25 protein-coding genes and 1 other RNA gene are annotated in these 22,064 nt (G+C 69.1%); 19 read left to right on the forward strand and 7 right to left on the reverse strand.

Going from position 1 to position 22,064, the window contains the following annotated elements; translation table 11 throughout:
* Positions 1 to 189: 189 nt before the first annotated feature.
* Positions 190 to 1,272: a deoxyhypusine synthase gene (locus NPJ82_RS06410; RefSeq protein WP_112382562.1), complete on the reverse strand. Its 1,083-nt coding sequence runs from the start codon at positions 1,270 to 1,272 to the stop codon at positions 190 to 192.
* A gap of 114 nt (positions 1,273 to 1,386) precedes the next feature.
* A complete protein-coding gene (locus tag NPJ82_RS06415) occupies positions 1,387 to 2,580 on the reverse strand; it encodes a type III PLP-dependent enzyme (RefSeq protein WP_342658739.1) in 1,194 nt (397 codons plus the stop codon).
* A gap of 194 nt (positions 2,581 to 2,774) precedes the next feature.
* Between NPJ82_RS06415 and NPJ82_RS06420 the strand changes: the two genes are divergently transcribed.
* Complete coding sequence (locus NPJ82_RS06420; protein ID WP_342658971.1) at positions 2,775 to 3,686, forward strand: pyridoxal-phosphate dependent enzyme; 912 nt, start codon at positions 2,775 to 2,777, stop codon at positions 3,684 to 3,686.
* Positions 3,679 to 3,849, forward strand: a complete 171-nt coding sequence (locus NPJ82_RS06425; protein ID WP_211368833.1) for a hypothetical protein — start codon at positions 3,679 to 3,681, stop codon at positions 3,847 to 3,849. The genes NPJ82_RS06420 and NPJ82_RS06425 overlap by 8 nt, the downstream gene beginning before the upstream one ends.
* A gap of 144 nt (positions 3,850 to 3,993) precedes the next feature.
* Here the strand turns inward: NPJ82_RS06425 and NPJ82_RS06430 are convergent, their stop codons facing one another.
* Complete coding sequence (locus NPJ82_RS06430) at positions 3,994 to 4,650, reverse strand: alpha/beta hydrolase (protein WP_112382558.1); 657 nt, start codon at positions 4,648 to 4,650, stop codon at positions 3,994 to 3,996.
* Positions 4,651 to 4,781: 131 nt separating this feature from the next.
* On the opposite strand from NPJ82_RS06430, the gene NPJ82_RS06435 reads away from it, so the two are divergent.
* The 9 genes from NPJ82_RS06435 (at position 4,782) to NPJ82_RS06475 (ending at position 11,015) form a co-directional block, all read left to right on the forward strand.
* On the forward strand, positions 4,782 to 5,783 hold the full coding sequence (locus NPJ82_RS06435) for an aminotransferase class V-fold PLP-dependent enzyme (RefSeq protein WP_342658740.1): 1,002 nt from the start codon (positions 4,782 to 4,784) through the stop codon (positions 5,781 to 5,783).
* The gene (locus NPJ82_RS06440) at positions 5,780 to 6,847 is read left to right on the forward strand and encodes a cysteine desulfurase family protein (RefSeq protein WP_342658741.1); all 1,068 of its coding nucleotides are present in this window, start codon (positions 5,780 to 5,782) and stop codon (positions 6,845 to 6,847) included. Before NPJ82_RS06435 ends, NPJ82_RS06440 begins: the two co-directional genes overlap by 4 nt.
* Positions 6,844 to 7,149 carry a 2Fe-2S iron-sulfur cluster-binding protein gene (locus tag NPJ82_RS06445; protein WP_342658742.1) on the forward strand — a complete coding sequence of 102 codons (306 nt, stop codon included), beginning with the start codon at positions 6,844 to 6,846 and terminating at the stop codon, positions 7,147 to 7,149. The genes NPJ82_RS06440 and NPJ82_RS06445 overlap by 4 nt, the downstream gene beginning before the upstream one ends.
* Before the next feature lie 78 nt (positions 7,150 to 7,227).
* On the forward strand, positions 7,228 to 7,896 hold the full coding sequence (locus NPJ82_RS06450) for an HPP family protein (RefSeq protein WP_342658743.1): 669 nt from the start codon (positions 7,228 to 7,230) through the stop codon (positions 7,894 to 7,896).
* A 101-nt stretch (positions 7,897 to 7,997) separates the two neighbouring features.
* Positions 7,998 to 8,309, forward strand: coding sequence for a hypothetical protein (locus NPJ82_RS06455; protein WP_112382554.1), 312 nt, complete (start codon positions 7,998 to 8,000; stop codon positions 8,307 to 8,309).
* 48 nt (positions 8,310 to 8,357) lie between these two features.
* An RNA gene (ffs, locus tag NPJ82_RS06460) (signal recognition particle sRNA small type) lies at positions 8,358 to 8,455 on the forward strand.
* A 233-nt stretch (positions 8,456 to 8,688) separates the two neighbouring features.
* Positions 8,689 to 10,353, forward strand: coding sequence for a DNA polymerase III subunit gamma/tau (locus tag NPJ82_RS06465; protein WP_342658744.1), 1,665 nt, complete (start codon positions 8,689 to 8,691; stop codon positions 10,351 to 10,353).
* A complete protein-coding gene (locus NPJ82_RS06470; RefSeq protein WP_112382552.1) occupies positions 10,350 to 10,673 on the forward strand; it encodes a YbaB/EbfC family nucleoid-associated protein in 324 nt (107 codons plus the stop codon). Before NPJ82_RS06465 ends, NPJ82_RS06470 begins: the two co-directional genes overlap by 4 nt.
* 75 nt (positions 10,674 to 10,748) lie before the next feature.
* On the forward strand, positions 10,749 to 11,015 hold the full coding sequence (locus tag NPJ82_RS06475) for a hypothetical protein (RefSeq protein WP_342658745.1): 267 nt from the start codon (positions 10,749 to 10,751) through the stop codon (positions 11,013 to 11,015).
* Positions 11,016 to 11,052: 37 nt separating this feature from the next.
* On the opposite strand, the gene mtgA is transcribed toward NPJ82_RS06475, so the two are convergent.
* The 4 genes from mtgA to NPJ82_RS06495 form a co-directional block, all read right to left on the reverse strand.
* The gene (mtgA, locus tag NPJ82_RS06480; protein WP_112382550.1) at positions 11,053 to 11,727 is read right to left on the reverse strand and encodes a monofunctional biosynthetic peptidoglycan transglycosylase; all 675 of its coding nucleotides are present in this window, start codon (positions 11,725 to 11,727) and stop codon (positions 11,053 to 11,055) included.
* Between the two features lie 10 nt (positions 11,728 to 11,737).
* Positions 11,738 to 12,973: an NAD(P)/FAD-dependent oxidoreductase gene (locus NPJ82_RS06485; RefSeq protein WP_342658746.1), complete on the reverse strand. Its 1,236-nt coding sequence runs from the start codon at positions 12,971 to 12,973 to the stop codon at positions 11,738 to 11,740.
* A gap of 1 nt (position 12,974) precedes the next feature.
* Positions 12,975 to 13,880, reverse strand: a complete 906-nt coding sequence (gene rpoH, locus NPJ82_RS06490) for an RNA polymerase sigma factor RpoH (RefSeq protein ID WP_112382548.1) — start codon at positions 13,878 to 13,880, stop codon at positions 12,975 to 12,977.
* 68 nt (positions 13,881 to 13,948) lie between these two features.
* Positions 13,949 to 14,896, reverse strand: a complete 948-nt coding sequence (locus NPJ82_RS06495) for an RluA family pseudouridine synthase (protein WP_267347597.1) — start codon at positions 14,894 to 14,896, stop codon at positions 13,949 to 13,951.
* A gap of 17 nt (positions 14,897 to 14,913) precedes the next feature.
* On the opposite strand from NPJ82_RS06495, the gene NPJ82_RS06500 reads away from it, so the two are divergent.
* From NPJ82_RS06500 to NPJ82_RS06535, 8 genes are all read left to right on the forward strand, one after another.
* Entirely contained in the window at positions 14,914 to 15,366 is a 453-nt protein-coding gene (locus NPJ82_RS06500) for a M67 family metallopeptidase (protein WP_342658747.1), read from the forward strand.
* Positions 15,363 to 16,007, forward strand: a complete 645-nt coding sequence (locus tag NPJ82_RS06505; protein ID WP_342658748.1) for a histidine phosphotransferase family protein — start codon at positions 15,363 to 15,365, stop codon at positions 16,005 to 16,007. Before NPJ82_RS06500 ends, NPJ82_RS06505 begins: the two co-directional genes overlap by 4 nt.
* Before the next feature lie 157 nt (positions 16,008 to 16,164).
* Complete coding sequence (locus tag NPJ82_RS06510; RefSeq protein WP_342658749.1) at positions 16,165 to 18,474, forward strand: Hpt domain-containing protein; 2,310 nt, start codon at positions 16,165 to 16,167, stop codon at positions 18,472 to 18,474.
* Positions 18,474 to 18,911, forward strand: a complete 438-nt coding sequence (locus tag NPJ82_RS06515; RefSeq protein ID WP_267347590.1) for a chemotaxis protein CheW — start codon at positions 18,474 to 18,476, stop codon at positions 18,909 to 18,911. Before NPJ82_RS06510 ends, NPJ82_RS06515 begins: the two co-directional genes overlap by 1 nt.
* Positions 18,912 to 18,987: 76 nt before the next feature.
* The gene (locus tag NPJ82_RS06520; RefSeq protein ID WP_342658750.1) at positions 18,988 to 19,353 is read left to right on the forward strand and encodes a response regulator; all 366 of its coding nucleotides are present in this window, start codon (positions 18,988 to 18,990) and stop codon (positions 19,351 to 19,353) included.
* Between the two features lie 41 nt (positions 19,354 to 19,394).
* A complete protein-coding gene (cheB, locus tag NPJ82_RS06525; RefSeq protein WP_342658751.1) occupies positions 19,395 to 20,462 on the forward strand; it encodes a chemotaxis-specific protein-glutamate methyltransferase CheB in 1,068 nt (355 codons plus the stop codon).
* On the forward strand, positions 20,462 to 21,301 hold the full coding sequence (locus tag NPJ82_RS06530; protein WP_342658752.1) for a CheR family methyltransferase: 840 nt from the start codon (positions 20,462 to 20,464) through the stop codon (positions 21,299 to 21,301). The genes cheB and NPJ82_RS06530 overlap by 1 nt, the downstream gene beginning before the upstream one ends.
* A gap of 67 nt (positions 21,302 to 21,368) precedes the next feature.
* Complete coding sequence (locus NPJ82_RS06535; protein ID WP_112382676.1) at positions 21,369 to 22,058, forward strand: N-acetylmuramoyl-L-alanine amidase; 690 nt, start codon at positions 21,369 to 21,371, stop codon at positions 22,056 to 22,058.
* The last annotated feature ends 6 nt before the right edge of the window (positions 22,059 to 22,064 follow it).

Here is a 22,064-nt window from a genome sequence, read left to right on the forward strand (position 1 = left end):
TCCCACAGGCTTCAGCATTGCTGGGCTGCCCCTCACCCTCCCACCGCTTCGCGGCGGGCCCCTCCTGCATCAAGTCGTCCATGCCCCCGGCATGGACTAAACAGAGCGGGGCGCTGTTTACCTGATGCTCCCGGAAGGGGCGAGGGGTAGGAAAGGGCCGGCAGAGTTTCCCGCCGGCCCTTTTCCAACTTACTTGTCGAACAGCTTGGCCCAGCGGTGGACCGGGCGGTCCTTCCAGTGGCCGCGATGGTAGGCGTCGGAGGCGAGCAGCGGCATGACCGAGCCGGCCTCGGCGAAGACCATCTGTTCGATGCCGGTGTTCACCTTGCCCCAGCTTGCCGCTTCCTGCAGCGTCGAGGACGAGCAGGCGCCGTCGCGCACGTCGGCGACGGTGATCTGCACCGCGTACTTGTGTACCTGGACGTCGTCATGACCCAGGATCTCGGCGCAGACGACGGTGTCCTGGATGAAGTTCTTGGGCACGCCGCCGCCGATCATCAGGAGGCCGGTGACGCCAGCCTCGATTTTGATCTGCGTGAGTTCGCGGAAGTCGGCGACCGCGTCGATCATCAGATACGGACGGCCCGCCTTGGCGGCGTCGACCTGATGCTTGACGAGGCCGAAGCCGGCCGAGCTGTCGACGAACGCCGGGCAGAAGATCGGCACGTCATGCTCATAAGCGAGCTTGACGAGGCTGTTCTCCTTCTTGCCGTGCTTGACCAGATACTTGCCCATCTCGCGGATGAACTCGCGGCTGGAATAGGCGCGCGGCTCCAGCGACTCGGCGATCTCGAAGATCGTGTGGTCGACGTTCTGGAGGGCTTCCTCGTCGATATAGGTGTCGTAGATGCGGTCGATGTAGAGCGAGCGCAGCGTGTCGTCGTCGGGGATCTCCAGCGCCTGGTAATGCTTGTGGCCCAGGCCTTCGAAGAAATCCATGTCGACGATGGTGGCGCCGGTCGCGACGATGCCGTCGACCATGTTGTTGCGCACTAGCTCGGCATAAAGGTCCATGCAGCCGCCGGCCGAGGTCGACCCGGCGATGACGAGGAAGATCGAGCAGTCCTTGTCGGCCAGCATCTGGTTGTAGATGCCGGTCGCGCGGCCCAGGTCGCGGCTGGTGAAGCTCATATCGGCCATCGCGTCGACGATCGGGCGCGCGTCGAAGCTCTTGATGTCGATATGCTTCACCTGCTTCGACAGCAGTTCGGCCTTGCGGGTATCGTTGATCGGCGCGTTGGCGCTTGCGGTCTTGGTCAGCGTGTCGGTCATGGTTCGCCCTTGGCTATCCAGCCGTCGTCGTTCGATATTGGGGACGCGGAAACCCAAAGCCGCCCCTCCCGCCGGCAAGCGGGAGGGGGGAAGACATGTGATATAGGGAGGCCGTTACAGCTTGACGACGTTGCCCGTCGCAACGCGGTCGTCGGCCTCGTCCTCGCGGTAGACGGAGAACATCGGTTCGTCCCCGGCCACGACGGTCAGGTCGGAGCCGAAGCCGTTGAACTGCGTGCGCATCGCCGAGCCATAGGCACCGAGCATGCCGATCTCGAAATAATCGCCGGCACGCGTGTCCGCAGGCAGCGGGAACGGACCCTTCATATAGTCGATATCGTCGCAGGTCGGACCCCAGAAGGCGAAGTCCATGTCCCGCGCGTCCGATTCCGGCTCGCGCAGCAACTGCACCGGATACTTCCAGCCGATATGCGCCGCATCGAACAACGTGCCATAGGCGCCGTCGTTGATGAACAGTTCGGATCCGCGGCGATGCTCGACGCGGACGACGACCGAGGCATATTCGGCGCACAGCGCGCGACCCGGCTCGGCCCAGAGTTCCGCCGAATAGCTGATCGGCAGGCTCTCGAACGCGCGGTGGATCGTCTCGAAATACCGCTCCAGCGGGGGCGGGTTCATGCCGGGATAGCGCGACGGGAAACCGCCGCCGACATCGATCACGTCCACCGTCACCGCGGCCTCGACGATGGCGGCGCGGACACGCTCCATCGCATTGGCATAGGCGTCGGGCGACATGGTCTGGCTGCCGACATGGAAGCAGATGCCGAGCGCGTCCGCCACCTGGCGGGTCGCCATCAGCAACTCCCTGGCCTCGTCCGGCGCGACACCGAACTTGGAGCCAAGGCTCAGCTTCGCATATTCCGACGACACGCGAAGGCGCACGCACAGCGTGAGATCGGTGGCACCCCGGGTGCCGCGGACGATCTTCGCCAGCTCTTCCATGCTGTCGAGCGAGAAGGTGCGCACGCCGTGGTCGAAATACGCCTCGGCGATCGCCTCCTCCGCCTTGATCGGGTGCATGAAGCAGCACACCGCATCCGGCAGGGTCGACTTCACCAGACGCACCTCGCCGATCGACGCGGTGTCGTAGTGCGTGACGCCGTTGTCCCACAGGATCTGCAGGAGTTCGGGGGACGGGTTCGCCTTTACCGCATACATCGGCCGGCCCGGAAACTTCTCCACAAAGAAGCGGGCGGCGCGCGCAGCGGCGTGCGGGCGAACGAGCGTGACCGGCTGTACCGGACGAAGGGTGGAAACTAACCCCAGCGCGCTATGATGCTTGTGCAACTCAAGGGACCTCCAATTGCCTTGCGGCATGACAACAGAAAAAGCTGCCTTGCGGTTGGAAGTCCCATGGGGCAGCGGACGCGCGATGTAGGACCCACTTTTGGCTATGTAAAGCGTCTGAAACCGGTCAGGGATAAAATGTGACTATTCTGCGACAGCCGACACGGGCCGGGGTACGGGACGCCGCCGCGAAAATGGCGGAAATCCTGGCCCCGACGCCGCTTTTCACCCATCGTTTCAAGGGGGTGGAGGTCGCGTTCAAGGCCGAATCCCTGCAACCCATGGGTGCGTTCAAGGTTCGTGGTGCCTGGCACCGGCTCACCGCTCTGGATGAGGCGGCGCGGGCGCGTGGGGTGGTGGCGTTCTCGTCGGGGAATCATGCGCAAGGAATCGCCTGGGCGGCGAAGCGGCTGGGGATCGCAGCGACGATCGTGATGCCCGCCGATGCGCCGCGCGCCAAGCGCGAGGGGACGCTGGCGCTGGGGGCGGAGGTGGTCGACTACGACCGCGCGCGCGAAAGCCGTGAGACGATCGCGGGCCGGCTGGCCGAGGCGCGCGGCGCCACGCTGGTGCCGAGCTTCGACGATCCGTGGGTGATCGAGGGGCAGGGGAGCGCCGGGATCGAGGCGGCGCGGCAGATGGCGGAGCGCGGCCTGCCGGCGCCGGCGCATGTGGTGGTGCCATGTGGCGGCGGCGGGCTGGCAGCCGGGCTGACGCTGGCGCTGCCCGAGGCGCGGGTGACGGTGGTCGAGCCGGAGGGGTGGGACGATATGCGTCGCAGCCTGGAGGCGGGGTGGATCGAGCCGGTCGGCGACCATCCGCCGCCGACCGCGTGCGACGCGTTGCAGACGACGCGGGTGTCGCCGCTGACCTTCGACGTGCTGGCGCGGCGGGGCGCGGAGGGCGTTGCGGTGTCGGAAGCCGAGATCGCGGCCGCGCAGCGCTGGGCGGCGGAGACGCTGCGGCTGGTGGTGGAGCCGGGCGGGGCGGTGGCGCTGGCGGCGCTCCTCGCCGGGCGCGTGCGGGCCGAGCCGGGAATGCTGGTGATCCTGTCCGGCGGCAACGTCGACATGGCCGCCTATGGCCGGGTGCTGGCCGGTGCTTGAGGGGATCGCGCAGGCCGCGCCGGCGCTGGCGATGCTGGCCTGTTTCGCCTGTGTGGGCGGTGGGGGCTATCTGATCGCCAAGCGCCGCGACCGGACCAAGGGGGTGCTGATGCTCGTCATGGCCGCGGTCTTGCTGGGCAATGTGCTGATCTGGACGATGTGAGCGCCCGGCGTGGCAGAGCCATCCTTCGACCGCTTGCCAAGGCAGTCGCTCAGGACCGGCCATGTCGGTCAGCGCCTGGGCGCCGCCGGCCGGGCACGTTGCCGCGGCGCCGATTAGCTTCGCGCTAATCGGCTGCAACGCGCCTCACTTGATCGGCGAGTTCGGATCCAGGCGCATGTCGAGGTAACGGTCCACGCTGCCCATCAGCTCGGGCATCTCATGCTCGAAGAAGTGGTTCGCCTTGGGGATCGTGTCGTGGTGGATGGTGATGTGCTTTTGCGTGCGCAGCTTGTCGACCAGCTTCTGCGTCGCGGCGGGGGTCGCCACCTCGTCGCCTTCACCCTGGATGATGATGCCCGACGACGGGCAGGGTGCCAGGAAGGTGAAGTCGTACATGTTGGCCGGCGGCGCGACCGAGATGAAGCCGCGGATTTCGGGGCGGCGCATGAGCAGTTGCATGCCGATCCATGCGCCGAAGCTGACGCCGGCGATCCAGGTGGTCGAGGCCTCGGGATGGAAGCTCTGTACCCAGTCGAGCGCGGCGGCAGCGTCGGACAGTTCGCCGATGCCGTTGTCGAACGTGCCCTGGCTCTTGCCGACGCCGCGGAAGTTGAAGCGCAGCGTGGCGAAGCCGCGACGCTGGAACGTCTTGTAGAGTTCCTGCACGATGCGGTTGTTCATCGTGCCGCCCGCCGAGGGGTGGGGATGCAGGATCATCGCGACGGGCGCGCGGGGCCGGGGTGCAGGGACGAACCGGCCTTCGAGGCGGCCTTCGGGGCCGGGGAAAATGACTTCGGGCATGAATCTCGCCGATCAGGAAGGGCGCAGGTGGAGCGCCGGACAGTGCGCGCTATATAGGCGGGAGCCCCTTACAAGCAATTGGAACGCGCGTCCTGACCCGTCTCTATCTTGATCACGCCGCCACCACGCCGATGACCCGCGCCGCGCGGGAGGCGGTGGCGGACGGTTTTGCGCGCTGGGCAAACCCGTCTTCGCCGCATGCGGAGGGGCGCGCGGCGCGGCGGCTGGTGGAGGATGCGCGCGCGGACGTGGCGGCGGCCTATGGCTGGGGGCAGGAGGTGCTGCTGACGGGGGGCGCGAGCGAGTCGCTGGCGATCGCCCTGGGGCGCTCGATGGTGGAGCGGTGCTTCGTCTCGGCGGTGGAGCATGATGCGGTGCTGCGCGCGAGCGGGGCGGCGAGCGTGATGGCGGTGGATGCGGCGGGGCATGTGGTGCTGCCCGATCTGGCGGGGCCGCGCACGCTGGTGGCGGTGCAATGGGCGAATAGCGAGACCGGCGTGCGCCAGCCGATCGCCGCGCTGGCCGAGGCGGTGCATGCCGCCGGGCACCTGTTGCTGGTCGATGCCGCGCAGATGCCGGCGGGGGCGGACCTGCACGTCGCCGAACATGCCGATTTCGTCGCGCTGTCGGCGCACAAGCGCGGCGGGCCGCCGGGGATCGGCGCGCTGCTGGTGCGCGATCTGGCGACGTTGCTGCCGACCGGCGGACAGGAGCGGGGATACCGGCCGGGGACGGAGAACATGCCCGCCGCGATCGGCTATGCCGCGGCGCTGGGCGAGGCGGAGCCCGATCACACGGCATTGCGCGCGCATCTGGACGATGCGGTGCGGCGGTCGGGGGGGATCGTGGTGGCCGAGGATAGTGTGCGGCACCCGGCGATCGGGGCGTATCGGATGCCGGGGGTGCCGGCGGCGGCGCAGCTGATCCGGTTCGATTCAGGGGGGATCGCAGTGTCGGCGGGGAGCGCCTGTGCGAGCGGGAGCCTGAAGCCCAGTCACGTGCTGGCGGCGCTCGGCTGGCGTGAGGAGGCGGCGCGCGAGGTGGTGCGGGTCAGTTTCGGGCGGACGACGACGCGCGAGGAGGTCGACGCCTTTATCGCGGCGTGGCGCGGGATCGCGCGGGGGCGGGCATGATCTATCTGGATTATCAGGCGACGACGCCGCTGGCGCCGCAAGCCTTCGAGGCGATGGTGCCGTGGCTGCGCGATGCGCATGCCAATCCGCATTCGCCGCATCGGCCGGGACGGGCCGCGCGGGCGGCGGTGGAGGTGGCGCGGGACCGGATCGCCGCGCTGCTGCCCGCCGGCGGCAGGCTGGCCTTTACCAGTGGCGCGACCGAGGCGTTGAACTGGGCGATCAAGGGCAGCGCGGGGGCGATCGTGACGATCGCGACCGAGCATGCCGCAGTGCTGGACACGGTGGCGGCGAGCGGGCGGCCGCATGTCGTGCTGCCCGTCCATGGCGACGGCTTGGTCGACCTGGACGCCGCGCGCGCGGCGATCGGGCCGGGCACCGGGCTGGTGGCGGCGATGCTGGTCAACAACGAGATCGGAGTGGTGCAGCCGATCGCTGAACTGGCGGACCTGGCGCATGATGCCGGCGCGTGGATGCTGTGCGATGCGGTGCAGGGCTATGGCCGGGTGCCGCTGCCCGCGACGGTCGATATGGTGGCGGTCTCTGCGCACAAGATCCATGGCCCCAAGGGCATCGGGGCATTGTGGTTGCGCGACGGAGTGGTGCCGGCGCCGCTGATGCATGGCGGGGGGCAGGAGGCGCCGGGCCGTTCGGGCACGCTGAGCCCGGCCCTGTGCGCCGGCTTCGGCGTGGCGGCACAGTTGATGGCGGCGGACGATGCGGGCGCGGTCACCGGCCTGTGGCGGGCGGCGCATGACCGGTTCCGGGCGGCGGGCTGGTCGCTCAACGGGGCGGCGGATCCGCGCTATCCGGGCAATCTGAACGTGCGGCGCGACCGCCTGGATGTCGGCCGGTTGATGTCGGACGTGCGGAGTGTCGCGTTTTCGGCGGGCTCCGCCTGCGCCAGCGGATCGGGGCGGCCCAGCCATGTGCTGCGCGCGATCGGGCTTTCCGATGCGCAGGCGCGGTCGTCGATCCGGCTGGGGTTCGGGCGCTATACGCGCGAGGCGGAACTGATGCAGGCGGTGGACGCGATCCTGGTCGCGGCGGCGGCGCAGGCATGATCCGGGTCGGCTTCGTCGCGCCCGACGGATCGGTGTCGGAGGCGCAGGGGGAGGCCGGCGATACGGTGCTGCGCGTGGGGCAGGCGATCGGCCAGCCGCTGGAGGGAACGTGCGAGGGGCAGATGGCGTGTGCCACCTGCCATGTCGTCGTCGACCCGGCCTGGGCGGACCGGCTGCCCGGCCCGAGCGCGGAGGAGGAGGATATGCTGGACCTGGCGCCAAGAGCGACGCGGACCAGCCGGCTGTCCTGCCAGATCCGGCTGGATACGACGCTGGACGGACTGGTGGTGCGGCTGCCCTGATCGCCGCGCCGGTTGCGACGCGGGCTTGCCGGGGGCATAGCGCGGCGGTTTTTTCCTCTTCTTTCATACGGGTTTTCGATGCGTTCGCGGTTCCCCTCCGTTCTGTCCGCCGGCTTTCTGCGCGACCGGTTGATCGCGCCGTTAGGGGCGCTGATCGGGATCGCGCTGACGGGGGTGGTGACCGCGCTGCTGTGCGGAGACGCGGGCGCGACGATGCTGCTGGTGGCGCCGATGGGCGCCTCGGCGGTGCTGGTGTTCGCGGTGCCGGCGAGCCCCCTGGCGCAGCCCTGGCCGGTGATCGGCGGCAACGTGATCTCGGCACTGGTCGGGGTGGCGGTGGTCCATGCCCTGCCGGGCAGTGGCCTTGCCGCGCCGTTGGCGGTGGGGGGCGCGATCCTGGCCATGGCGGTGACCCGGTCGCTGCACCCGCCGGGCGGCGCGGCGGCGCTGACCGCGGTGATCGGCGGGGCGCCGGTGTTGGGTGCGGGCTATGCCTTTGCCTTCGTCCCGGTAGGGGTGAACGCGGTGATCATCGCACTGGTCGGCGTGGCGTTCCACCGGCTGTCCGGACACAGCTACCCGCACCGCGCGCCGACGCTGGCGGCACCGCGTGCTGCCGATCTGGCGGCGGAGGATATCGACCGCGCGCTGGCGGAATTCGGCGATACGCTGGACATCGACCGCGACGACGTCGAGCGGCTGGTGCGCCGGGCCGAGCATCACGCGGCCACACGGCGTGCCGCCTGAACACCCGCTAAACGGTTAATTCAGCACGCGATCATCGACTCGGCCGCAATCTCCCCACATGCCCACCGGTTCCGGCGGGCGCGTAAACGGGAGTATGCGTCATGAAAGTCTTTGCCCTGATGGCCTCCGGTCTTCTTGCGGTCACCGGCCTTGCCGCGGCGACACCAGCCGCCGCGCATCCGCAAGGGTGGCATGACGGGCCGCGCGGGCGCGGCTGGGACCGTGGGCCGGGCTGGCGGGACGGGCCGCGCTGGGACCGTGGACGCCACTGGCGCGGCGATCGCTGGGACCGCGGATACCGGGCAGGCTATCGCGACCGGGGGTACCGCAACGGCTATCGCGGGCGCACGGTATGTCGCTGGGTCGATGGCTATTACGGGCCGGTTCGCCGCTGCTTCAACGTTCGTCGCTGATTAGCAACAAGGCGGCTTGATCGATCCGCCCGGCTCCGCCATATGCGCGGCGGGAGTCGGGCGGACGTAGTCGTCGCCAACCCGGTCAGGTCCTGACGGAAGCAGCCGTAACGATTTCGCTGCGGGTCGTCCCGGCTCCCACCGCGAACCTGCCGTGCAGGTAAGCGCGGCCGGCGGTGCGCCAGCACCGTTCGACGACGTGGCTTTGCCACGGCGCGGCCCGGCGGTGCGCCAGCACCGTTCGACGACGTGGCTTTGCCACGGCGCGGCCCGGCGGGGCATCAGCACCGTCCGACGACAAGGCTCCGCCAGGTCGCCCCCCGACAGCCCCCTCCAATCCGCTATCAATCGCCGCATCGTGGGCCTACATAGACCCGCGATGTCCGACTCCTTCGACCTCGGCGAACCGCCACAGCCGGCCAAGCCCGACGCCTACCGCGTGCTTGCGCGCAAATATCGTCCGCAGACCTTCGCGCAGCTGATCGGTCAGGATGCGATGGTGCAGACGCTGGGCAACGCGATCAAGCGCGATCGGCTGGCGCATGCGTTCCTGATGACCGGCGTGCGCGGGGTGGGCAAGACCTCCACCGCGCGGTTGATCGCCAAGGCGCTGAACTGCATCGGTCCGGATGGACAGGGCGGGCCGACGATCGACCCGTGCGGGGTTTGCGAGCCGTGCCGCGCGATCGCCGAGGGGCGCCATATCGACGTGATCGAGATGGATGCCGCCAGCCATACCGGCGTCGACGACGTGCGCGAGATCATCGAGGCGTCGCGCTATGCCGCGGTGTCGGCGCGCTTCAAGATCTACATCGTGGACGAGGTCCACATGCTGTCCAAGAACGCGTTCAACGCGCTTTTGAAGACGCTGGAAGAGCCGCCGGCGCACGTGAAGTTCCTGTTCGCCACCACCGAGGTGAACAAGGTACCGATCACCGTGCTGTCGCGGTGCCAGCGTTTCGACCTGCGGCGCATTTCGGCGGAGATGCTGGCGGCGCATTTCGCGCATGTCTGCGAGGCCGAGGGCGTGACCGCCGAGCCCGAGGCGCTGGCGCTGATCGCGAGGGCGGCGGAAGGATCGGCGCGCGATGGCCTGTCGATCCTGGACCAGGCGATCGCGCATGCCGACCTGGATGGCGGCGGGGTCAGCGCGGAGGCGGTGCGCCAGATGCTCGGCCTGTCGGACCGGGGCGCGGTGCGAGACCTGCTCGGCCTGATGCTGCGCGGCGAGGCGGCCGATGCGCTGGCGCTGCTGCGGCGGCAATATGATTACGGGGTCGATCCGCAATCGGTGCTGCGCGCGCTGTTGGAGACGGTGCACGGCATCACGCTGGTGAAGGTCGGCACGCCCCCCGATGCGGCGCAACCGCTGGAGGAGCGCGAGGCGCGCGGGGAATGGGCGGCGGCCCTCGGCTTTCCGATGCTGCACCGGCTTTGGCAGCTGCTGCTCAAGGGCCATGACGAGGTGGCGCGCGCCGCCCTGCCGATCGAGGCGGCGGAAATGGCGCTGCTGCGCGTGGTCCATGCCTCGACGCTGCCCGATCCGGGCGAACTGGCGCGGCAATTGACGCAGTCGCCGGGGCAGGGTGCGGGGGCAGTGTCCGCCTCGGCGCCCGCCCCCGCGCAGGTTGCGGCACCCGTCGCGGTGGCGGCCCCTCCGCCGGCGGAGCCGCAGATGCCGGAGAGTTTCGAGGCGCTGGTCGAGCGGCTGGACGCGGACGGGGAACTTCTGCTCGTCGCGCGGCTTCGTCAGGGAGCGCGGCTGGTGCGGTATCAGCCGCCCGAGATCGTCTTCAGCGGCAGCCGGCCGATGGCGGCGGACACGCTGACCGATCTGGCGGCCGTCCTGAAGACGATGACGAAAAGCGCATGGCGCATTACGTTGGACGATGTTCCGGGCCAGCCGACGCTGAACGAGGCGCAGCAGGTCCGGGACGAGGCGATCAAGGCCGCAACCTGGGATTCGCCCATGGTGCGCGCCGCACGAGAGGCTTTTCCCGAGACCGAACTCGTGGAATGGCCCGGAAAACGGAGCATGATGTGAAGAATCTCGACGACATCCTGGCGATGGCCCAGAACGTCCAGAACGAACTGCAAAAGGCGCAGGCCAATCTCGACACGATCGAGGTTGAGGGCGCGTCGGGCGGCGGGCTGGTCAAGGTGAAGGCGTCCGCCAAGGGCCGGATCATCGGCATCTCCATCGACGATTCGCTGATGCAGGTGTCCGAGAAGCAGATGCTGGAAGACCTGCTGGCCGCCGCGATCAACGATGCGCGCGGCAAGGCGGATACCGCCTCCAACGCCGAGATGAGCAAGATGACCAGCGGCCTGCCGCTGCCGCCGGGCTTCAAGCTGCCGATCTGATTCCGTTCCGGCCCGGGAACGGGTTTGCAGGCCATGGCGTTTGTTTCCTCGAAAATAAGGAGGAGGATCAACGACATGGCCGATGAACGTTATTCCGATACGACGACCACCACGACGGCGGCGCCGGCGGGGCACACGACGACGATCATCGAGCGGCGCAGCGGCGGCAGCGGGATCGCGATCGCGCTGGTGCTGCTGGTCGCGGTGGTGATCGGCGCGTTCTTCCTGTTCAACCAGAACAGCGCCGAAAGCCGCAAGGACGATGCGGTGGCGTCGGCCGCGCGGAGCGTGGGCGCCGCGGCGGACAAGGCCGGCGACGCCATTTCAGGCGAGGCGAAGTAGGAACGCATCCCTCTCCCCCGAGGGGGGAGGGTTTTCATCACCGGACGCAGGCGTCCAGCCCTTGCCGTCGGACGACGCCGACATAGCGGGCGATGCGGTTGCCGTGGCGGCGGACGAAACCGTCGGGGGAGACCGCTTCGCGCTTCTTGGGCAGGGGCAGGACGGCGGCGATGCGCGCCGCCTCGGTCGGCGACAGGCGCGACGCGTCGTGGTGGAAATAGCGCATCGCCCCGGCATTGGCGCCATAGGTGCCGATCCCGGTTTCCGCGATGTTCAGATAGACTTCCATGATGCGCCGCTTGCCCCACAGCGCCTCGATCAGCACGGTGAAATATGCCTCCGCGGCCTTGCGGACATAGCCGCCGCCCTGGAACAGGAAGGCGTTCTTGGCGGTCTGCTGGCTGATCGTCGATCCGCCGCGGATGCGGCCTCCTTTCGCGTTGCGATAGGCGGCGCTGGCGATCGCGTTGAAGTCGAAGCCATGATGCTCGCAGAAGCGGGCATCCTCGCCGGCGATGGCGGCGCGGGCCATGTCGGGGTCCATCTGCGACAGCGACATCCAGTCCTTGGTCACGCCGCGCCCGCCGACGACATCGCCCAGCATGGTGAAGGTGAAGGGCGGGGGCACGAACCGGTACAGCCCGACCCAGAGGACGGTGACGGCGACGAAGACAAGGGCGGCCTTGAGCAGCCAGCGGAGCGCACGGAACATGGCCGCCCTTCTAGGCGAGGGGCGGCCCCGCTGTCATGATCGCATGTGCAGCAGCGACACCGGTCGCAGAGGCGCCGTGCGCGGTGGAGAAATCATGCGCCGAACAGGCCTCGCCGGCGAAGAACAGGCGGTCGTCGACGGGCTCGGCCAGAATGCGGCGGGCGCCGGCATGGCCGACGCGCGCATGGCTGTAGCTGCCGCGGATATGGGGCGCATGGGCCCAGTCGGTGGCGGCAAGCGGATGGAGGCGGGTGCGCCAGTCGCTGCCGAGCAGCGCGACGAGCTCGTCGATCGCGAACTGGATGGCAGCGGCCTCGCTTTCCATCGCCTGCGCACAGGCGCCGCCGAAGAAGCTTTCCACGATCGGCCAGCCAAAGGGGGACAAGCGGTGGCTGGCGGTGCAGGCGGCGCGCGGGTTGCCGGTCAGATGCTGATGCGGGGGCCATGGCGGGCGATCGACGGCGAGGAACACCTTGTCCGCCAGGCCGAGCGGCAGGTTCGCCGCTGCGTCCTGCTTGGCGGGCAGGGGCGGGTTGAAGACGATGCCGCCCTCGGCGAGGATGGGGGTGGGGACGGCGACGACGGCCCGGTCGGCGGTCAGCGTGCCGGCGGGCGTATCCAGCCGGATGGTGCGGCCGCGGTGGTCGATCCGCGTGACCGGCGTGTTCAGGCGGATCGGAAGCGATCGGGCATGGTCCGCGACGAGCGTGCCATAGCCCTCCACCACCGCCCAGTTATCCTCACCGGCCGCGTCCTCATAGGCGATCCAGTCGTGCAGCGAGACGGCACCGAGCGGCGCGCCATTGGCATAGCCCGATATGGCGTCGATCATCGGGAGCCAGGGATCGTCCGGCGCGATAAAGGCGGAGAGTGGCTGGTCCGGTCCGTCGAGCGCGGCGCGGGCGGCCTGTTCCCAACGGTCCCAAGCCGCGCCGAAGCTGCGCTGTTCGGTGGGCGAAAATCCCAGGTCGCGCCATTGGCCCTCCCAGTTGGGAGGGGCGCGGTCGATGGTGAAGCGTGCCGCTTCCGCAAGGGCGACCCATGGATTGCGCCGGGCGGAGTGCAGCCAGCCGCAGCCGAAATCGACGGTAACATGGGCGCTAGGAAGCGTCAGCGGGACGCTGTGCGCGCGGCCGCCGAGGCGGTTGCCCGCCTCGACCATCAATACGTCGCATCCCGCATCGTGCAGGGTGCGCGCGGCCGCGATGCCGGCCGCGCCGCCGCCGATGACGACGGTGCGGCCCATGTCAGGCGGCGGCGAGGAGCCGCTTTTCGCCCGCGATCCGCATCATCGCCTTTTGCAGCTTTTCGAAGGCGCGCACCTCGATCTGGCGGACGCGTTCGCGGCTGACTCCGTAGACCTGGCTGAGTTCCTCCAGCGTCTTGGGGTCGTCGGTCAGGCGGCGCTCGGTCAGGATGTGCTTCTCGCGGTCGTTCAGGTCGTCCATCGCCGACACGAGCATGCCGTGGCGGACATCGGCCTCCTGCGCTTCGGCGACGACGGTGTCCTGCAGCGGCGTGTCATCGGCCAGCCAGTCCTGCCACTGACCCTCGCCATCCTCGCGCATCGGCACGTTGAGGCTGGTGTCGCCACCCATCGCCATGCGACGGTTCATCGACACCACGTCGCCCTCGCTGACGCCGAGATCGGTGGCGATCTTGGCCACGTCCTCGGGCTTCAGGTCGCCATCCTCGAACGCGTCGAGCTTGGACTTCATGCGGCGCAGGTTGAAGAACAGCTTCTTCTGTGCCGCGGTGGTGCCCATCTTCACCAGGCTCCACGAGCGCAGGATATATTCCTGGATCGAGGCGCGGATCCACCACATCGCATAGGTGGCGAGGCGGAAGCCGCGATCGGGCTCAAACTTCTTCACGCCCTGCATCAGGCCGATATTGCCCTCCGAGATCAGCTCGGACGTGGGCAGGCCATAGCCGCGATAGCCCATCGCGATCTTGGCGACGAGGCGCAGGTGGCTTGTCACCAGCTGCGCGGCCGCGTCGGGGTCGCCATGTTCCTGGAACCGCTTGGCGAGCATATATTCCTGCTCGGGCGCCAGGATCGGGAATTTCTTGATCTCGGCGAGATAGCGGTTGAGCGACTGCTCCCCGCCGAGCGCAGGAATCGTCGCCGGGACGTTGCTGCTTTTTGCCATGATCCTTGATCTCCCTTCCTTGGAGCCCATGCCGCGATGCCGTTTTCGGCGATGCGGTATGCTCCGTGCTATACGTGAAGCTGACTGAACAGTTCCTGCATATCGGCAGGCATCGGGCTTTCGAACGCCAAAGCGACAGATTTCACGGGGTGGATGAACCCCAGATGCGCCGCGTGCAAGGCCTGTCGGCGGAAACCGAGCGTTTCGAGCAGCCCTTTCTGTGTACCTTTTGTTCTACCATAAACCGGGTCGCCCAGCAAGGCGTGGCCGATGGATGCCATGTGCACACGCACCTGATGCGTGCGCCCCGTCTCCAGCCGGCATTCGACCAGGGCGGCGTCGCGCAGCCGCTCCATCATCCGGTAGTGCGTCACCGCGCGCTTGCCACCGGGCACGATCGCCATCTTCTTGCGGTTCTGCGGACTGCGCGCCAGTGGGGCGTCGACCGAGCCCTCGGCCGGTCGCGGCACACCGCCGGTGATCGCGCGGTAGCGCCGGTCGATCGAATGGGCGGCGAACTGCTTGGCCAGTCCCTCATGCGCGCGGTCGGTCTTGGCCGCGACCATCAGGCCGGAGGTGTCCTTGTCGATGCGATGGACGATGCCGGGCCGCGCGACGCCGCCGATGCCCGACAGCGATCCACCGCAATGATGGAGCAGCGCGTTGACCAAGGTCCCGTCGAGATTGCCGGCCGCGGGATGGACGACCAGCCCGGCCGGCTTGTCGATGACGATCAGATGCTCGTCCTCATAGGCAACGACGAGGGGAATATCCTGCGCCTCGTTATGCGGCAGGGTGGGATTGGGGATCGTGACGTGGAACAGGTCGCCGCTGCTGGCGCGCTTGGCGGGATCGCGGGCGAGCACGCCGTCACGCGATACCGCCCCGCTCGCGATCAGCACCTTCAGGCGCTCTCTCGACAAGGTCGGCACCGCGTCCGCCAGCGCACGATCCAGCCGCCAGCCGTCAGCCGCAGGCGCGATCGTCGCTTCAAGGATGGAAACCCCCCGGTCCATACCGTACCGATGTGCGCATGACCGTAACGATTTCAAGCGATACGCTGAAAAGAATCCGGGCGGCGGCGGCAGCATCGCCAAAGGTCGAGGTGTGCGGCCTGTTGCTGGGCGAGGGTGCGCATATCCAGGAGGCGCGCGCGTGCGACAATGTGAGCGCGACGCCGGCGACCCGGTTCGAGATCGATCCGGCCGCCTTGCTCGCCGCCTATCGCGCGGCGCGCGGCGGGGGGCCGGCGGTGCTCGGCCATTATCACTCGCACCCGAGCGGGCACGCCGAGCCGTCGCCGCGCGATGCCGAGGATGCGCTGCCCGACGGGCGGCTGTGGCTGCTGGTGGCCGGCGATACCGTCACCGCCTGGCGCGCGGTGGCGGCAGGTGAGCGGCATGGGCGGTTCACACGCGTCACACTCGCTTGCGAAGACCCCGCGGCTCCGTCAGATAGGCAATCCTGTTGGAAGGATTATTCATGACCGTCAGTCCGGTGGATTTCGCGAGCCTGCTGTGTTCGCGGCTGTGCCACGATCTCCTGTCCCCGGTGGGTGCGCTTAACAACGGTCTGGAATTGCTGGCGGATGAAACCGATCCGGCGATGCGCGCACGGTGCATGGACCTGCTTGCGGAAAGCGCGCGGGCATCGGCCAACAAGCTGAAATTCTTCCGCCTGGCGTTCGGGGCGGCGGGCGGCTTTGGCGACATGGTCGACATGCGCGAGGCGCGTTCCGCGATCGAGGGGCTGCTGGCGGACAATCGTCGCACGACGCTGGGCTGGGTAGTGGAGGAGCCGCAACTGCCCAAGCCCGCGGTCAAGATCCTGCTGAACCTGGCGCTGATCGGGGTCGAGGCGCTGGTGCGCGGCGGGCGCATCGATGTGGGGGCCGAGGTGCACGATACCGCGATCGAGATCGTGGTAAAGATCGAGGGCGCACGGATCGTGCTGGACCCGGATCTGCGCCGGACGCTGGTGCAGGGCGAGGGTAGCGGCGAGGTGACGTCGCGCGGGGCGGCGGCGTTCCTGGTGCATACGCTGGCGACCGAGGCGAGCGGGCAGGTGCTGGTGTCCGAGCCCGCCGAGGGGGTGATGATCCTGGGCGCGGCGATGCGCGCGGTCTGAGGGTTTGGCTGAAAACGCGCAAAAGAGCGCGTTTCGGGGCACCGCCAGCCGTGCCTCGGCACGTTTCCGCACAGATCCTGACAGGTTTCGCGCCTAAACCGCCTCTTAACGGGTCGCGGTCCACAGCGTTGGCGATCAAGGCGCTGACCGAGGACCCATGGACGACCTGTTGCAGGAATTCATCGCCGAGACGCGCGAAACCCTGGAGGCGTTGTCGGGCGAGATCGTCGCCTGGGAAGCGGCGCCCACGGACCGGGCGCGCCTCGATGCGATCTTCCGCTTCGTCCATACGGTAAAGGGCAGTTGCGGCTTTCTGGACCTGCCGCGGCTCGCCCGGCTGAGCCATGCGGCCGAGGACGTGCTGGCCGCGGTGCGCGACGGCACGCGCGTGCCCGACACGCATCTGGTGAACGCGGTGCTGGCGATCGTCGACCGGATCGGCGAGATCGTCGAGGCGATCGACGCCGGCGCCGGGCTGGACGATTCGTCGGAAGACCTGTTGATCGCGGCGCTCAGCGGGGAGGTGGCGCCGGTGGCGGCGGCCGGCCAGCCGAGCGGCCAGCGAACCGCCAGTCGCAGCGTGCGCCTGAACGTCGATCTGCTCGACCGGATGATGAGCGGCATGTCCGAGATGGTGCTGGCGCGCAACGAGCTGGCGCGGCGGCTGCGCGACGAGACGCTGGACCCGCGGCTGGAGGCCGCGCTGGACCGGCTGTCGCTGACTGTCGCCGACATGCGCGACACGGTGACGCGCACGCGCATGCAAAAGATCGAGGCGCTGTTCTCCGCCCTGCCGCGCATGGTACGCGATACCGCGGCGGACCTGGGCAAGGCGGTGGCGCTGCGCATCGACGGCGCCGATGTCGAGCTGGACCGCGAGATGATCGAGCTGATGCGCGATCCGCTGGCGCATATCGTGCGCAACGCGATCGACCATGGCATCGAGGCGCCAGCGAGACGCCGCGCCGCGGGCAAGCCGGAGACCGGGCAACTCGTCATCGCCGCGCGCCAGTCGGGCAACCAGATCCTGGTCGAGATCACCGATGACGGCGCGGGCATCGACTTGAACCGCATCGTCGCCAAGGCGGTGGCGTGCGGCATCCGCAGCGAGGCCGAGATCGCCGCCATGACCGAGGCGCAGCGGCTGGAGCTGATCTTCGAGGCGGGGCTATCGAGCCGGGACGTGGCCTCCGCCGTATCGGGTCGCGGCGTCGGCATGGACGTGGTGCGCGCCAATATCGAACATATCGGCGGGCGCATCTCGATCAACAACCAGCCGGGGCGCGGGCTGGGACTGGTGATCCATGTGCCGCTGACCCTGTCGATCATCTCCACCATCGTGCTGGGCGCCGGCGGCCAGCGCTTTGCGGTGGCGCGTCAGGCGATCGAGGAGATCGTGGCGATCCGGGGCGACCAGGTCAGGATCGACATGGTGGGCGATGCCGCGGTCGCCACCGTGCGCGGCCGGCGCCTGCCGCTGCTGCCGCTGGCGGATTTCCTGGGGATCGAGGGCGGGCAGCTCGCCTCGCTGGCGATCGTCGCGACGCGCGACGGCGATTATGCGCTGGGCATCGATTCGGTGCTGGATGCCGAGGAAGTGGTGGTAAAGCCTGCCGCGCCGGTGGTGATGGCGACCGGGCTGTATGCCGGGCAGACGCTGCCCGACAGCGGCCTGCCGATGCTGTTGCTGGACAGCGCCGGACTGGCGACCGTCGCGGGCCTGCGCTTCCACCGGGCGGTGGCCGTGGAAACCGAGAATGCCGATGCCGCCGCGCAAGGGGTGAGCGCCCTGCTGTTCGACGATCTGGACGGGGCACGCCGCGCCATCCCGCTGGGCGCGATCGACCGGGTCGATACCGTGCCGACCTCCGCCATCCGGCGCACGGCCGGGCGGATGCGGCTGGCGCTGGGCGACACGCTGATCCCGCTGCACCATATCGCGCCGCTGGACGGGCTGGTCGAGGTCGCGGTGCTGCGCCTGACCGACGGCCATGCCGAGACCGCCTATGCCATCGCCGAGGCGATCGAGATCGTGCAGTTGCAGGCCGAGATCGCACCGGCGCGCGGCGTGGCCGGTCCCGTGCTCGGCGTCACCGTGATTGCGGGCGAGCAGGTGGAGGTGATCGACCCGCTGGCGCTGTTCGCCGATATCGATGTGGGCACGGGCGTCGCGCCCCTGTGCCTGTTGCAGGGCGACGGATCGCCGTGGATGGACACGTTCCTGCGCCCCGCGCTGGAGGCGCAAGGCTATCGCTGCACCAGCCGGCTGGCACCGGGCGAACGGCCGGTGGTCGCGCTGGTGATGGAGGATGGCGAGGCGCCGGCCGCCGCCAGCGACACCCCCGTCCTGCGCCTGCGTCGCGAGCGCGAGGCGGTGGGCGCCTGCGCCGACAGCATCTATCGCTACGACCGCCCCGCGCTGATCGCGGCGCTGGCGGATCACAGCGCCCGTGCGGGAGCCCGCTGATGCAGCTTTTCCTGATCGCCTATGTCGCCGGCAAGGGCATCGCCATCGATGCCGACCAGGTCGATTCGGTTGTCGATATCGGCGATGTCGTCGCGGTGCCGCGGGTGGAGGCGGCGGTGCGTGGCCTTGCCGCCCTGCGCAGCCGTGTGGTCACCGTGATCGATACCGGCATCGCCCTGGGGCTCGACCCGACGCCGGCCACCGCGCGCCGCGCCGTCATCACGCAGCAGGACGGGCATTTCTACGCCATCCTGGTCGATGCGCTGGACGATATCGCCTTGTTCGAGCGCCAGCCGCTGTCCACCGGCCTGGCGCTGCGCCAGGGCTGGGCGCGTGCGGGATCGGGCCTGGTGGTGCGCGACGGCGAGCCGTTGCTGATCCTCGATCTGGCGCGGCTAATCCCGGCGAGCATGGCGCCCGCGGCGCAGGCGGCCTGAACGGGGTTAACCCGGTCCTTACCCTTGCCGCTCTATCGTGCGGCTACGCGTACTCCTTCTCCTATAGGGCGTTTCCATGAAGACCTGTCTCGTCGTCGATGACTCCAAGGTGATCCGCAAGGTCGCCCGCCACATCCTGGAGACGCTGGATTTCACCGTGCGCGAGGCGGCGGACGGGCGCGAGGCGCTGGACGCCTGCCTGGTCGCGGCGCCCGATGTCGTGCTGCTCGACTGGAACATGCCGGTGATGAGCGGGATGGATTTCCTGCGTGCGCTGCGCGAGGCCGATGTCCGGCCGCGTCCGCGCGTCGTGTTCTGCACGACCGAGAACGGCATGGCCCATATCCGTGCCGCGATCGAGGCGGGTGCCGACGAATATATCATGAAGCCGTTCGACCGCGACACGCTGGAAAGCAAGCTGCAGATCGTCGGTATGGCCTGAACCGGGCTGTAGGGCTTCCTCTTTTCCTTGAGCGATCCGCCATGGCGTCCGATCCGATTTCCTCAAGCGCCGAGCCGCCCACCCGCGTGCTGGTGGTGGACGATTCCGCCGTCGCGCGGGCGGTGATCGGCCGGCTGCTGGAGGCGCACCCCGCGTTCCAGGTGGCCGGATCGGTGCCGCACGCCGCCGCCGCGCGCGCGTTTCTGGCGACCAATCGCGTCGACGTCATCCTGCTCGACCTGGAGATGCCCGGCGTGGACGGGCTGACCGCGTTGCCGGATTTGTTGGTGGCGGGGCAGGGGGCGCGGGTGTTGATCGTGTCGTCGGCGGCGACCGAGGGGGCGGTGGCGACGGTGCAGGCGCTGGCGCTGGGAGCGGCCGATACGCTGGTCAAGCCGCACAGCCATGCGTTGTCCGGGCGTTTCGCGGAGATGCTGATCGAGCGGCTGATCGGCCTGCGCCAGCGCACCGTGCAGCCGATGCTGCGGATCGCGGCCGCCGCCCCCGTCACACCGCGGGCCGGGCGGGCGGATGCCTATGACATCGTGGCGATCGGCGCATCGACCGGGGGCATCCATGCGCTCAGCCATGTGCTGCGTGCGCTGCCCGCATCCTTTCACCTGCCGGTGCTGGTCACGCAGCATCTGCCGGCGTCGTTCATTCCCTATTTCGCCGCGCAACTCTCGGTCCTCGCGGGCCGGCCATGCGATGTCGCGGTCGACCGGATGCGCATCCGGCCCGGCCGCCTGATCGTCGCACCGGGCGACGCCCATATCAACTGCGTCAGCCTGGGCGAGGGGGGCATGGCCATCCGCCTGAGCGACGAGCCGGTCGCTAGCGGCTGCATGCCCTCGGTCGATCCGATGCTCCACTCGCTTGCCGCGGTCTATGGCGAGCGGGCGATGGCGGTCGTGCTGAGCGGCATGGGGCGGGACGGGGCCGAGGGCGCGGGCGCGGTGCGCGGGGCGGGCGGGGCGGTGGTGGTGCAGGACCGTGCCAGCTCCGTCGTATGGGGCATGCCGGGCGCGGTCGCCAATCATGGCGGCGCGGACGCCGTGCTGCCGCCCGAGGCGATCGGTGCGCTGATCGCCAGCCGGCGGAGGCCGTGATGTCGGCCTCTGCGATCAACGTGCTGGCCGCGCTGCTGGAGGTGCGCACCGGACAGCATACCGCCAGCCATCGTTCGACCCGGATGGATGCCGCACTGACGCCGCTGATGCGCGCGCGCGGGCTCGACACGCTGGACGATCTGGTCGCGCGCCTGCTCGACGGGCGCGATCCGGCGCTCGCCGGGCATATCGTCGATGCGCTGGTGAACCAGGAAACCTCGTTCTTTCGCGACACCGCGGTGTTCGACATGATGGTGGAGGCGGTCACCGCCGCCGAAGAGCAGGGGCGCCGGGTGCGCATCTGGAGCGCCGGATGCTCTACGGGACAGGAGCCGCTGTCGCTGGCGATGCTGTTCGCCGAGCGGCAGGAGGCGACCGGCGCACCCATGCCCGAGATCGTCGCCAGCGACATTTCCACCGCCGCGCTGGCCCGCGCCCGATCGGGGCGGTTTTCGCAGTTCGAGATCCAGCGCGGCCTGCCCATCCGGCGGATGATGCGCTGGTTCGAGGGCGACGGCAGCGAGTGGACCGCGCGCCCCGAACTCCTGCGCCACATCGCGTTTCGCCAGATCAACCTGGTCGCCGATCGCCCGCCGGGCGGCGCGTTCGACCTGATCCTGTGCCGCAACGTCATGCTGTACCTCAACCCGGTGCCAAAGGCCGGCGCGTTCGACCGGCTGGCCCATGCGCTAGCGCCGGGCGGGCTGCTGGTGCTGGGCGCGGGCGAGACGGTGATCGGCCAGACCGACCGGTTCGAGCCGAGCGGCCGCTTTCGCGGATTCTATCAACCGGCCGAGGGTTGCTCCGGCGGGGGACGGAGCGCCGCCAAGGCCGCTTGACGCCGCGCACCATTCCCGCGATGCGCGGGGCCTCGCGTGGTCAAGGCGCGTGGCCGGGGAAAGCCTGATGACGATCATCGACACGCCGTCGCCCAATTTCGACGAGCGCTCGCTGCCCATCACGATGATCGTGCTGCATTATACCGGCATGCAGGATGCGCAGTCCGCGATCGAGCGGCTGCGCGATCCGGAGGCCAAGGTGTCGTGCCATTATCTGGTGGCGGAGGACGGCACGGTCCTGCGCATGGTGGACGACGACAAGCGCGCCTGGCACGCCGGTCGCTCGCACTGGCGCAGCGTCGACGACGTCAATTCGGCGAGCATCGGCATCGAGATCGTCAATCCCGGCCATGACTGGGGATATCGGCCCTTCCCCGACGAGCAGATCGCCGCGGTCATCGCCCTGGTCCATGACCTGAAGGACCGGTACGCGATCACCCGCGGCAACATCGTCGGCCATTCCGACATCGCGCCCGCCCGCAAGCGCGATCCGGGCGAACTGTTTCCCTGGGGGCAACTCGCGCGGCTGCGCCTAGCCCTGCCGCGGCCGACCAGAAACCTGATGGACCCGATGTGGACGGAGGCCGGCTTCTGCCTGGCGCTGGAACGCTTCGGCTATGACGTGACCGACCGGATGGCGGCGATCATGGCGTTTCAGCGCCGTTTCCGCCCCGAGCTGGTAGACGGCGAGATCGATGCCGAGTGCCGGATGATCCTGCTCGCGCTGCTGCTGCCCCGGCCGCAGGGCGACGACTGACGCGCC

This window comes from Sphingomonas sp. NY01, assembly GCF_038809135.1.
In the GTDB taxonomy this organism is placed as follows: domain Bacteria; phylum Pseudomonadota; class Alphaproteobacteria; order Sphingomonadales; family Sphingomonadaceae; genus Sphingomonas; species Sphingomonas carotinifaciens.

Excerpts from the sequence above, each read along its gene's own strand:
- NPJ82_RS06410 (WP_112382562.1), bottom strand. The coding sequence starts at position 1,272 with ATGACCGACACGCTGACCAAGACCGCAAGCGCCAACGCGCCGATCAAC.
- NPJ82_RS06420 (WP_342658971.1), top strand. The coding sequence starts at position 2,775 with ATGGCGGAAATCCTGGCCCCGACGCCGCTTTTCACCCATCGTTTCAAG.
- NPJ82_RS06430 (WP_112382558.1), bottom strand. The coding sequence starts at position 4,650 with ATGCCCGAAGTCATTTTCCCCGGCCCCGAAGGCCGCCTCGAAGGCCGG.
- NPJ82_RS06435 (WP_342658740.1), top strand. The coding sequence starts at position 4,782 with ATGACCCGCGCCGCGCGGGAGGCGGTGGCGGACGGTTTTGCGCGCTGG.
- NPJ82_RS06440 (WP_342658741.1), top strand. The coding sequence starts at position 5,780 with ATGATCTATCTGGATTATCAGGCGACGACGCCGCTGGCGCCGCAAGCC.
- NPJ82_RS06445 (WP_342658742.1), top strand. The coding sequence starts at position 6,844 with ATGATCCGGGTCGGCTTCGTCGCGCCCGACGGATCGGTGTCGGAGGCG.
- NPJ82_RS06450 (WP_342658743.1), top strand. The coding sequence starts at position 7,228 with ATGCGTTCGCGGTTCCCCTCCGTTCTGTCCGCCGGCTTTCTGCGCGAC.
- NPJ82_RS06455 (WP_112382554.1), top strand. The coding sequence starts at position 7,998 with ATGAAAGTCTTTGCCCTGATGGCCTCCGGTCTTCTTGCGGTCACCGGC.
- NPJ82_RS06465 (WP_342658744.1), top strand. The coding sequence starts at position 8,689 with ATGTCCGACTCCTTCGACCTCGGCGAACCGCCACAGCCGGCCAAGCCC.
- NPJ82_RS06475 (WP_342658745.1), top strand. The coding sequence starts at position 10,749 with ATGGCCGATGAACGTTATTCCGATACGACGACCACCACGACGGCGGCG.
- mtgA (WP_112382550.1), bottom strand. The coding sequence starts at position 11,727 with ATGTTCCGTGCGCTCCGCTGGCTGCTCAAGGCCGCCCTTGTCTTCGTC.
- NPJ82_RS06485 (WP_342658746.1), bottom strand. The coding sequence starts at position 12,973 with ATGGGCCGCACCGTCGTCATCGGCGGCGGCGCGGCCGGCATCGCGGCC.
- rpoH (WP_112382548.1), bottom strand. The coding sequence starts at position 13,880 with ATGGCAAAAAGCAGCAACGTCCCGGCGACGATTCCTGCGCTCGGCGGG.
- NPJ82_RS06495 (WP_267347597.1), bottom strand. The coding sequence starts at position 14,896 with ATGGACCGGGGGGTTTCCATCCTTGAAGCGACGATCGCGCCTGCGGCT.
- NPJ82_RS06500 (WP_342658747.1), top strand. The coding sequence starts at position 14,914 with ATGACCGTAACGATTTCAAGCGATACGCTGAAAAGAATCCGGGCGGCG.
- NPJ82_RS06505 (WP_342658748.1), top strand. The coding sequence starts at position 15,363 with ATGACCGTCAGTCCGGTGGATTTCGCGAGCCTGCTGTGTTCGCGGCTG.
- NPJ82_RS06510 (WP_342658749.1), top strand. The coding sequence starts at position 16,165 with ATGGACGACCTGTTGCAGGAATTCATCGCCGAGACGCGCGAAACCCTG.
- NPJ82_RS06515 (WP_267347590.1), top strand. The coding sequence starts at position 18,474 with ATGCAGCTTTTCCTGATCGCCTATGTCGCCGGCAAGGGCATCGCCATC.
- NPJ82_RS06520 (WP_342658750.1), top strand. The coding sequence starts at position 18,988 with ATGAAGACCTGTCTCGTCGTCGATGACTCCAAGGTGATCCGCAAGGTC.
- cheB (WP_342658751.1), top strand. The coding sequence starts at position 19,395 with ATGGCGTCCGATCCGATTTCCTCAAGCGCCGAGCCGCCCACCCGCGTG.
- NPJ82_RS06530 (WP_342658752.1), top strand. The coding sequence starts at position 20,462 with ATGTCGGCCTCTGCGATCAACGTGCTGGCCGCGCTGCTGGAGGTGCGC.
- NPJ82_RS06535 (WP_112382676.1), top strand. The coding sequence starts at position 21,369 with ATGACGATCATCGACACGCCGTCGCCCAATTTCGACGAGCGCTCGCTG.